Consider the following 10,717-nt stretch of genomic DNA (forward strand, 5'->3'; position numbering starts at 1 on the left):
ATATTAAGAGTGCCAGACTAATTAGAGCAAAAGTTCCAATTATTTTGCTAAGTTTCAGTTTCATAAATATATTTATGCCAAGTGGTAGGTTAATAAATAAGACTATAGATACAAAAATTGAAAGTAAGCCCACAGTTAGGAAAAGCACCGTATATTCTTTTCTAATTATAGACCTTATCGCAGCCATGTCTTGACCCAAAAGACTTAGGATTTTTAATTTTTCCTTAGATTTTTCAAAGAGAATGAAAATCCTAATTGTAAAAAAACTTAGGCCTGCTAGGATAAAAATTAAACTCAAATAAAAATAGGCATAAAGATTTTCTGTTATTTGTGAAATAGTATTTTTAGCCTGCCAGATGTAGGATTCGTACTTGTAACCATCTTTTATAAAAGCCTCTCTTAGCATCTCAGAACCCTTTGAAAAACCGAAAGAATTTATAAAATCTTTTTTCAAATTAACATTGTAGGCAAAGGGCTCCTTTTCACCTATTAGGCTGTCATAGACCTTATCATTTACAACTACCATGCTAGAAAGTTTAACCACATCATTAGAAAAAATTGTATTTAATTTTACTAGAGGTTTTAGCTTGTAGTCTCCACTCCCAAGCTTAATAAATAAGTCTTTCTTAGCCAAACTATCTTCAAGGGCATATTTTTCATTTTCACTTTCTACTAGGATGATGGCTTCATCATCTCTCAAATTTGCTTTTAGCTTATAAATATTATCAAAAGATGACTCCTTCAATAAAAAACTTGGTTGTAAGTAAAAATCATTCCTTGTTGTCCTATCCAAACTAAGGTTTTCTCTGACTGAGTCAATAATTTCTTTTGCATATATATCCCTATACTCATAACCATACACAGGATAGATTTCCCCAATCATTTGTAACATATCTTGGTTTTCCGATAAAAGATCTATCTTTTCCTTGGAATCATAGAGAGTAAAATCTGCAGGTCTTTCTAGAGAACTTCTTGATGAAATACTTGTTAAAATAGTATAGGCAAAGATAAAAATGCCAACAATTAACATAAAGCTTGTAAATAATAGCGAAGCCTTGTCTTTTTTGAAAGTAAGACTTAAACTTTTCCTTACAATCAAATCTCTTGCGCTAGTTTTTTGAAAGATTTTTGAGCATATAAAAAACACTGCCAGCAAAAATATAGTTATTAGTCCAACTATTAGCAATAAATCTTCCCAAAAGTAAGTCCTATCCAATATTATCCCCAGCAGAAATAAAAGCAGGGCCAAAAATAAAAAAGAATCAGACTTTGACCTTAGCTCGCCAGCAAAAATTTCTTCTGGATCTTTCTTGTAAAAATCTCTCACAATTGTATAGATTGTTAGACTATTTAAAACAAAACTAATAAGCAGGGTTAAAATAATCGCCTTAAAAGATAGGCTAAAATGATGGAAATTTAAACCCAAACTTAAAATCTTGGCTGTCAAAAGATTTATAAATTCATTTATAAAAATCGATAAGGAAATCCCAAAAAAATTAGCCTTTAGGAGGTCTTTTAAGGAATCCCTAAAAAGGATTCTAAATAATTTCTTTTGTCCAAGTCCTTCTGCCATCAAAAGCCCGATGTCATTTTTCCTATTACTTATCTTGTAAAAACTCGCATAATAAATCAAAATAAAAATAAAAATTAGAGAAACTAGGTAAATTAACCTGACTGTCTCAAGAAGGTAAGGCCTCTTTTCCTCATAAATATAGGAAAAAACTTCAGACTTATCGATGGATAAAATTATGTAGGATGTGATTGACGATATTATTAAGATTAAAATATAAAGTTTTTTGCTAGAATCATTTCTTTTCATCTTAATAACTTCCTGTCTGCGTTTTCAATTCTTTCTAAAAATTCTTCCCTAGATTCATTTTCCTTGCGCCTTAGCTCGTTATAAATCTTGCCGTCATTTAGAAATAAAACTCTGTCAGTAAAAGAAATTGCCCTAAGATCATGACTTGCCATAATAATTGATTTTTTATGGACTTTGTTAAAAGTTTTTAAAAGTCTTAATACCTTTATGCTTAATAAATTATCAAGAGAACTTGTTGGCTCATCAGCAAGGATAATCTTTGAATCCTTAATTAAAGCCCTAGCTATAGCAAGTCTCTGCCTTTGGCCACCTGATAGGCTTTCTGGATAGGAATCAAGTATTTCATTAATTTCTAAAATATTTGCAATTTCTAAAACTCTCTCCTTATCAATTGGCTTTTGGGAAATAGTTAAGGGAAGAATTATGTTCTCATAGGAAGTAAGGATATCAACCAGCTTGAAATCCTGGTAGATGTAGGAAATTATATTTTTTCTATAAGAAGAAATAGCCCTCCTATTAAAAAGTGATATATCTTTGTCAAAAAAGCAAATAGAGCCCTTGTTAAAGGACCCTGTACTTGCTAGGCAATTAAGGATAGTGGTCTTACCAGAGCCGGACTTACCCATTAGGCCTAAAAACTCTCCCTCAAGGAGGTCAAAGTTTAGCTGGGATAAGACTCTCTTATCTTCCTTACCATAATATTTTTCAAGATTTTCTACTTTTAAAATTCTTTCAAATTTCATTTCTTCCCTTTGTCTTTTATTTGACCTAAATCATCAACCTTAGTATAGGTATCTTTTAGGTTTAGAAGTTTCTCGTAAGTTTCATTTACATCTGTAGTTTTTGAAACAAGTTTATCCTTCCATCTTCCTTGACTATTGTCCGTAAAAGATTCTAGCCAATTTCCCTCTATGTCGTAAATATCATAGGATCCCTTGTTTAAGTCATCAAGGCTAGTTACCTTATAGGTGTCGCCAATTTTTTCGACTTCTTTGTCATAACCACTTAGGAATTTGTCGTAAATCATACTTTCATTTCTAGAAATAATCCCATCATCGTTATGGTTTTTGCTATAGTCAAAAGTATCTGTATAATAAGTTTCTCTTTTTGTATCTATCCAAAATCTTTCATTGCCTTTTCTAAAAAATATTGTACCATCTAGCCTACCATCAATATCGATATTATTTTCCTTATCCACGGCTTGGATTTTTTCGAAAGTTTCGCCTGTGTCGTCATTTGTAATTTCCCTAAGGGTCACGCTTGGATTTTCGTCCTCATGGTTTAGGATTTTTTCTAAAAATTCTCTTTCAACTCCATCCGACTTACCGAGATATTCTTCTACTTTTGTTTTTCTATCCCTTAGTTCATTTTCATAATCTTTTTGTCCTAAAGAAGAGGACGCACTTAGATACACTCCTCCAAATACTACTAGACCAATTAGCAATACTTCTTTTATGCGTTTCATAACACTTTCCTTTCATTTGTCTTTTTATTAATTAAATAATAACACGAAATAAGAAAGTATTTAATTACAAGTTTTGTAAGTATTGATAAGCTCCATCAATATCTAAGATATTTTCACTTATATATGTCACTTTCAAGATTTCAGGGACTAGGACCATAAATTTATTTAGGGAAATATATCCTTCTATTAATCTTGGATTATCAATTAGAAATGATTTTATTTCCTCATCTTCAAGAGGATTTTGCCTTAATTGTTCAAAATCTTTCTTAATCCTAGGTCCCAAAATAGTTGAGGACTTATCCTCTACATAATAATCAAGAGACTTATTCTTGATATTAAGCATTAAAGCTAGGGTCTTATTTATCTTTGTAGACTTAAAAGTCCTAAGACCAATTTCCCCATCATAATCTACAAAATGGTAGTCTTCATCTATCAATTCATTGCCAAGTTCATCCATCACTTGTGAAATTTTATCGTCAACTTTCATACTTTGATGGTTTAATAAAATTTCTTCCATCTTGGCTCTCACTTCTCCACTGATTTCAAAACCACCAGTACCTGCAAAACTTTTGGCATTGGCTTTTTCAGAAAGTGTGACCCTGATTTTTCGAGTTTTGTGGTTGATGGCTTCTATTTTCCAAACTTGACCTGACAAATATATCCTATCGGCGATTCGTAAATTTTCTCCTAGTTCAACCTCCCCCAGTATAGCCTTGTCAGTTTGAACCTTGTAGGTTTTTTTCACCACAAATTGATTATAAAAAGATCCCATAGTCATGAGCTTTTCAGCTTCCCTGCCTACTATATACTCACCGTCAATTTCTTCTATAAAGTCTTTTTCTAAAAGATAGGTTGCTAGAATCTTAAATTCCTCATCAGAAATATCTACAAATGATTTTAAATCTTTGTTTAATTTATAAAAATCCTCGATAAGTAGACCATTTTTCTCAAGTAAGGTTGATAAAATTTGGTGAGCAAAGATATCATAAGATTTTTTTGGAAAATCTATTTTATCAAGCTTTCCCTCTTCAAAAAGCATCAAAGATGAAAGAGCCTGGATAAGATCCCACTTGTCTGTGGCTATTTGGTGGATGACTGATTTTCTCATCCTCCTACCAGACCTGCCAAGCCTTTGGGAAAGAGATAAAACCGAAGCGGCAGAACCAACTTGAATTACTTGGTCAACCGCTCCAATGTCAATGCCGAGTTCTAGGGTAGATGTGGCTACAATTATAAAATCAGCCCTGCTAGTTTTGGCAAAATTTTCTATCTCAGTTCTTTTTAATTTTGAAATTGAAGAATGGTGGGAAAAAACTCTGATATCATATTCTGACACTAATTTTTTTAGCAAGTAGGTTAATTTTTCCACCTTAGCCCTAGAATTTGGGAAAACAAGAGTTGACTTTCCAAGAGAATATTCCAAAATTTTCTGGGCAATTTCTTCATTTACATCTTCACTTTCTATGTAGTCAAGACTTGTCACCAAGTCATTTTTTGACCTATCGAGGAGAATATTTGTCTCTCTCCCATTTATAAAAAAACTTTTTGCCAAGTCATAATTTTTATCACCAATAGTAGCAGAAAGCCCAAGCATTCGTGGTGGTTGGTTTGTATAATTCTGAATCCTCACTAGGAGGGACTTTAACTGAATACCCCTATTAGTATCCAAAAATCCATGGATTTCGTCAACTATAATAAAGTCTAAATCCTTAAATAAAAGATTCGCTCTCCCCTTGTCAGAAACCAGCATGGCTTCCAAGGATTCTGGAGTTATAAGTAAGATTCCCGATGGTTTTTCCACAAGCTTTTCTTTTTGGCTTAAAGCTACTTCTGAATGCCAACTGGTAACGCCTATATCTAAGTCTTCACACAGGTCAGTAATTCTTTTAAATTGGTCATTTATAAGGGCGATTAAGGGTGAGATATATAAAATCTTTAACTTAGTTTTTATATCTTTGGACTGGGATATGGCTGGCAAAAAAGCTGCCTCAGTCTTGCCAGATGCTGTAGGAGCTGCTAAAATCAAATTATTTTCAGAACCATATAAGTGTTTTATAGTAGCATCTTGGATTTTTGTAAGTGAGGTCCAACCTTTTTCGTAGATATATTTTCGCATATCTCTAGATAAAAGTTCGTAAGTATTTGTCATAGCACTTCTATTTCGTCATCCAAATTATCTGGGTCTTTAGAAACTGGAAGGAGGTTTCCAAACTTATCATTAAGAAGATTAGCAATTTCTGTCCCTGGATTTTGCCTTTTAATATCAAGAATTTCTATAAAGTCCTTTATAACTGCTCTTGGGGTCAAAAACTCATCCGCACCTGGCCTATTTAGCTGACCTTCCATGTAGGAAATTATTTCAGAACTTGTTATAGATATTTCAGTTTTATAATGGGTGTTATAAATATTTACCAAATTTTCAAGCAAGGTATAAATTTCTTCGTCAGTTAAGACCTTTAGACCGAGAACAGTTTTATTGGTATTTACAAAATCACTATCCATAGAAGCTTCGCTTCCAAGCCTCCCCTTTAGGGCCCCATAGGATGCAAGACCTCTAGATTCATCAAAAACGGTCTTTCTTGTTGCACCGAAATTAATAAATAAACCCTTAGCGAGGTTTGACTTACATTCATTGTAGATATTTAAAATCTTTTCGTAATTTCTCTCCCTGGTTGTAGCATGGGGAAGTTTGTAGAGATTTACTGCCTCATCAAAATTTATAACAAAACCTGCATAGCCAATTTCTTGAAAAAGCTCTGCCAGATTTTTTATGGCCTCAAAATAATTATCATCGTTTATAATTTCATTTATGCCCAAGTCTTTTTTTGCTTCTGTCTTTGTGGTAATATCTCCCCTTATCCACCTAATGGCTTTAAGTTTTAGGATCCTGTCATTTGTAATAAATCCTTCATAATATTTAGAAATAGCCTGGCCTAGTTCATAGGAAAGACCAACCGCCCTAAATTTTGCCAGACTTTCAAGGATAATTCCCATAACTTCATCCTTGTATGCTCCCTTCATCAAATCTTTAATATCATAACCTTTGTTGGCACTTAGGTCAGAGAATATATTTGAAATCCATTCCTCAAAGATAACTTCTATTACATTACCAGACCTAGCATTTTTTGTCTTGAGGTTTTCGATAATGGTAGAATAAAGGTTTACAGCCTTCCTGTCAGTAGCGTAAAACCTTCTTGATGGATTTAGGTCAATGGTTGATGCGACAAAATTTTTAGAAAGAGCTAGGTTTTCTATGGTTTTTAGCATGAAAGATTTGCCAGAGCCAAAATCTCCAACCCAAAACCTCAAATCGCTATCCCCATTTCCTACATTTTCTAAAATTTTTATAAGCTCACTAACTTCTGCCTTTCTTCCAACTAAGAGGTGGCCAAGACCAATTTCTGGCACAACTCCCGCTTCAAGACTTTTTATAATAGTGCTTGCTTCTTTTGGATTTATCCTATCCATTAATTAACTCCTTTACCATTTGTTCATAAAACTCATCAATAAGGACCTTCCCGTCCTCAATAACTATGGTCTGATCATTTATATATTCAAATAAGTCATCATTAATCTTATTTATAAAAACATTCAAGAATAGGCCTTCTGCTAAGGCAATATCTGCCGCCTCATCAGTTGAAAGATAACCTTCCTTTAGGATTTTTTTCAAAAAGCCTTTTGTCGATGGCGAAATTTTACTATCTATATGCTGATTTTCTTCCTTGGCTGGTATTTTTATATCTTTATTTTCTTCACCAAAAGATACTTCCCCATCCTCACCAACAAATTCATTTATGGTTTCAACCGTTTTCGACAAATCATGTCTTGATTTTTTTACAAGTTTTTTATCAAGTTTGATTCTCTTGGCTTTGATTTCTCTAAGGTCTAAGATTTCTGAAATTAGGTTGATGTCAAACTTCCTGTCCTTAATCAAGTCTAAATAATCGTCAAAATTTTCTTCCCTAATTATTTCAAAAAGAGCCCTTTTATCTTTTGGTTTTTCAATTCCATTTTTAAAAATATAATAAAGTGCCAAAATTTTGATTGGTGTAAAATCATTCTTTAATAGATTTTCAAGAATTTCTCCAAAATTATCCCTATCTTTAAATGTTTCCAGCACCCCTTCTTGGCGGTCAAGACTCAGACTTCCTATATAAGCGGCTATATCGTTAGATTTATGAGGATTTTCCCTAAGATAAGAAAGATATATCTCTTCAATCCTATCGTCACCTAGATTATCCAAATATGCCAATTGGTAGTCCATAAAAAATACTAAGATATCATCGCACTTATTTTCTAAAAGAATATCAATTGCCTTTTGAGTCTTAATATCTGCTAGGAAGGAAAAATGCGACCTCACATTGGCTTCTGTTATAATAAAAAGACTATCTAGCAAATTTTTTGAAAGTGTATAGGGTCTGGCGTAGGTTTTTAAAATATCACTATTTATATCTTCCTTTGTGAAGACTAACCTTAATGATTTTAGAAATAAATTTATGGTTAAGTCACTAAGAGATGCGCTTTCCCAAAGGACATTTCTCCTTTGACTTAACTGGAGAAGAGCTTTTTCCTCATCTTTGGCAAAATCATATTTTTCCCTCAAATGGCCATCAAGATCCCAAAAGACAGCTACTTTGCCTGTTGATGTTAGGTTATAAAAGTCAATAACCTCCTTACTAAAAGCTGGGAAATTTTTCATAAATTCGCAAACTTCTGGCTCAAATACTGGTTTTAAGTTTTTATTTGTTAGACTTTTTAAATTCCTATAAATTCTAGAAGACTTTTGCTCATGATAAGGATCAATAAAATCTTCAACATAGTCACGGGCTAGGACATAAAGCTGGTTATATAAGTAAGGAGACTTGGAAATTTTAAAGATTTTTTCAAAAGCTTTCGCAAATTTTATATATAGCTTTAAAGCTTGTGACTTAACTTGTCCAGGCACATCTAATAAATTACCAGTAAGCCTTAACTTTGATACATAATAGCCATCACTTTTTTCTCCTAGGTCGAGGTTGATATTTGCTTTGATGTGGTCAGTATTTATTTTTCTTGTGATTTTCTTTTTATCAACATCCTTAATATCATTAAGTAAATTTTCAATCAAAGCTTTAATATCGTCCATAGTCCCTCCTGTTTCTGGCTTATGTACCATTATACCGCTAGAAATAGCTTTTCTAAAGGCTAAAAAATCCAATAAAAAAAGTGCCTAAGCACTTTTTAATTTGTAATTATCTTCATTAGATCATTTACTGATGAATCATAAACTGGGCCAAACCTTAGAAGATATTTCATTAAGATATATAACCTATAGAAATTAAGGCGCTTTTGATAACCAACTGCTAGGGGCATTAGGCCCTTGTATTCCTCATAGAAGGCCTTTCTAAAGCCACCAAAAACAGTTGAAACTCCGATGTCAAACTCCCTATCCCCATACAATGGTGCTGGGTCAAAGACAAGAGGCCTCTCATCTTCATCAAACATGAAGTTTCCTGCCCACAAGTCACCATGGAGTAAAACCGCCTCTGACTTATGCTTATCAAGTTCCCTCCCAATAACAAACCTTACTTCTTCATACCTAGCACGGTCCTTTTCGTCCCAGAGTTTGATTTTCATAAGCATATCTCTTAGCTTATCCATCCTCTCAAAGAGAAAAACTTCCTTCCATGTATCTTTAAATTCATTATCAAAATCACAAGCAGTGCCTATAAAAGGATAAGGAAATCCAAATTTCCCATCTGGACTTTTTATCCTGTGGATATCCGCTATGACCTTTGCCAAATCTTCTTGACTACCAGCTCTTTCTTCCTGGTGGTAGGTCATCAAAAGATAGGCTGACCCGTCAACATCTCCACTAGCTAAGGCTCTTGGTGCAAAAATCCTATTTTCTTCAAATAATTTTAGACCTGCTCTTTCACATTCAAAAAATGAAGCATCTTTATTTTTATGAACCTTTAAAAAATACGATCCACCATCTGCATCAAGCTTATAAGTGTCGTTTACATCACCACCATTAACTGGGATAACGTTGCTTACATTATTTATGGGTAATAATTCTATAATCTTTTCCATATTCTTCCCCCATTCTTTCCTTTACTTATAATTTACTTTAAAAACTCAACTTTACTAGAAAATCCCCCAATCCTATGGATTAGGGGATTTTTTTAAGCTATACCTAAAATCTTTTCCGCTTCTTTTATTAGTTCTTCAGATTCTTTTAGTAATTTTTCTACTTTATCTCTTACATGTTTGATTTTATCAGCTGAATGTTCTAAGAGGAAATTTACAGCATCAATCTGAATCTTACTTTCATATATGGCTTTTTCTAACTCTTGTCTTGTTTGTTCAGATATTTCCGCTCCCTTATTTTTGTCTTTGGTTTGGTTTTCTGTTTTCTTAGACTCATTTTCCTTAATTTTTGCCTTATCTTTACCAAAGTACATAGTATAAGTACCAACAAGACCTACTGACTTATTTCCTGTAGAATCACCGTAGCCAAAGATTGCTGTTGTATAGTTTTTGCCATTATTATTATTTATTACACAATGACCCATATATTCTAATTCTGGATTTAAAATTAAATGAAGGTGACCATTATCTGCGTTAAAAACTCCGTTTGAAGCAATAAGCTGATCATATTCACTTTTTCCATCATAAGGTGTATAAGTCCATTGCTCAAAGGCCCTATATGGAGTATATGGGGTTGTTTCATAAGCAATTATCTCCCCAAATGATTCTGTACCATCTGGAAGAACTGCATCCATACAATCACTACCATCTGGTCTAGTATGGGAAAGTCCAGATATATATAATTCATAGGTCCTTTGGATGGCAATTTTTTCAAGTCCTGTTGACCATTTTGTTTGATTTAGATATTCTTCTTTAGAATTAATACCTAACTCCCTTAGGCAATCCCTTAATTTGGTATTTTTATCGTTTGATTTTCCATTTAGAGTATATGGAACATTCTTATCCCACATATCAGACCTAATTTTATTTCTAGCAGCTATAGAGGCTTTCCTACTGGCCTCATCTTGCTTTAAGTTAAGAGTTAGGCTTTGACTTTTAAATTTATCAGTATTTATACCAAAATCAAGCTCTTGGGCTGCATACGAAACATTAGAACTTGCTGGATTTACAAGTCCTACAGCATTTGCTGACAGGCTTGCTAGAAGTGTTAAGGCTACAATTTTACTTAATTTTTTCATATATGCTCCTGTTTATTTTTATTCTCACTTACTTTATTAGTCAGCTATTCCTAATAGTTTTTCTGCTTCTTTTATTAGTTCTTCAGATTCTTTTAGCAATCTTTCAACTTTATCCCTTACATGTTTAATCTTGTTTGGTGAATGTTCTAAGAGGAAATTTACCGCATCAATTTGTATCCTATTTTCATATATGGCTTTTTCTAAACTTGCTTTTGTTTCTGGGTC

The 10,717-nt window shown here is 33.1% G+C and carries 9 protein-coding genes; all 9 read right to left on the reverse strand.

What is annotated here, in order from left to right:
- Positions 1 to 1,819: FtsX-like permease family protein (locus RQ893_RS06150; protein WP_311482172.1), on the reverse strand; the 1,819-nt coding region annotated here is incomplete at its 3' end.
- On the reverse strand, positions 1,816 to 2,562 hold the full coding sequence (locus RQ893_RS06155) for an ABC transporter ATP-binding protein (protein WP_311482173.1): 747 nt from the start codon (positions 2,560 to 2,562) through the stop codon (positions 1,816 to 1,818). The genes RQ893_RS06155 and RQ893_RS06150, both read right to left, overlap by 4 nt.
- Positions 2,559 to 3,284 (reverse strand): hypothetical protein, encoded by a 726-nt coding sequence (locus tag RQ893_RS06160; RefSeq protein ID WP_311482174.1) that lies wholly within the window; start codon positions 3,282 to 3,284, stop codon positions 2,559 to 2,561. Before RQ893_RS06160 ends, RQ893_RS06155 begins: the two co-directional genes overlap by 4 nt.
- A 64-nt stretch (positions 3,285 to 3,348) precedes the next feature.
- The gene (locus RQ893_RS06165) at positions 3,349 to 5,433 is read right to left on the reverse strand and encodes a DEAD/DEAH box helicase (protein WP_311482175.1); all 2,085 of its coding nucleotides are present in this window, start codon (positions 5,431 to 5,433) and stop codon (positions 3,349 to 3,351) included.
- Positions 5,430 to 6,752, reverse strand: a complete 1,323-nt coding sequence (locus RQ893_RS06170; protein ID WP_311482176.1) for a BREX system ATP-binding domain-containing protein — start codon at positions 6,750 to 6,752, stop codon at positions 5,430 to 5,432. The genes RQ893_RS06165 and RQ893_RS06170 overlap by 4 nt, the downstream gene beginning before the upstream one ends.
- A complete protein-coding gene (locus tag RQ893_RS06175) occupies positions 6,745 to 8,409 on the reverse strand; it encodes a tellurite resistance TerB C-terminal domain-containing protein (protein WP_311482177.1) in 1,665 nt (554 codons plus the stop codon). Before RQ893_RS06175 ends, RQ893_RS06170 begins: the two co-directional genes overlap by 8 nt.
- Before the next feature lie 95 nt (positions 8,410 to 8,504).
- Positions 8,505 to 9,356 carry a fructosamine kinase family protein gene (locus tag RQ893_RS06180; RefSeq protein WP_311482178.1) on the reverse strand — a complete coding sequence of 284 codons (852 nt, stop codon included), beginning with the start codon at positions 9,354 to 9,356 and terminating at the stop codon, positions 8,505 to 8,507.
- Between the two features lie 92 nt (positions 9,357 to 9,448).
- The gene (locus RQ893_RS06185; RefSeq protein WP_311482179.1) at positions 9,449 to 10,492 is read right to left on the reverse strand and encodes a CAP domain-containing protein; all 1,044 of its coding nucleotides are present in this window, start codon (positions 10,490 to 10,492) and stop codon (positions 9,449 to 9,451) included.
- 36 nt (positions 10,493 to 10,528) lie between these two features.
- A partial coding sequence (locus RQ893_RS06190; protein WP_311482180.1) for a hypothetical protein occupies positions 10,529 to 10,717 on the reverse strand: 189 nt, incomplete at its 5' end.

This window comes from uncultured Anaerococcus sp., assembly GCF_963510915.1.
In the GTDB taxonomy this organism is placed as follows: domain Bacteria; phylum Bacillota; class Clostridia; order Tissierellales; family Peptoniphilaceae; genus Anaerococcus.

Bases quoted from the DNA above. Each gene is read 5' to 3' on its own strand.
- RQ893_RS06155 (WP_311482173.1), bottom strand. From the start codon at position 2,562: ATGAAATTTGAAAGAATTTTAAAAGTAGAAAATCTTGAAAAATATTAT.
- RQ893_RS06160 (WP_311482174.1), bottom strand. From the start codon at position 3,284: ATGAAACGCATAAAAGAAGTATTGCTAATTGGTCTAGTAGTATTTGGA.
- RQ893_RS06165 (WP_311482175.1), bottom strand. From the start codon at position 5,433: ATGACAAATACTTACGAACTTTTATCTAGAGATATGCGAAAATATATC.
- RQ893_RS06170 (WP_311482176.1), bottom strand. From the start codon at position 6,752: ATGGATAGGATAAATCCAAAAGAAGCAAGCACTATTATAAAAAGTCTT.
- RQ893_RS06175 (WP_311482177.1), bottom strand. From the start codon at position 8,409: ATGGACGATATTAAAGCTTTGATTGAAAATTTACTTAATGATATTAAG.
- RQ893_RS06180 (WP_311482178.1), bottom strand. From the start codon at position 9,356: ATGGAAAAGATTATAGAATTATTACCCATAAATAATGTAAGCAACGTT.
- RQ893_RS06185 (WP_311482179.1), bottom strand. From the start codon at position 10,492: ATGAAAAAATTAAGTAAAATTGTAGCCTTAACACTTCTAGCAAGCCTG.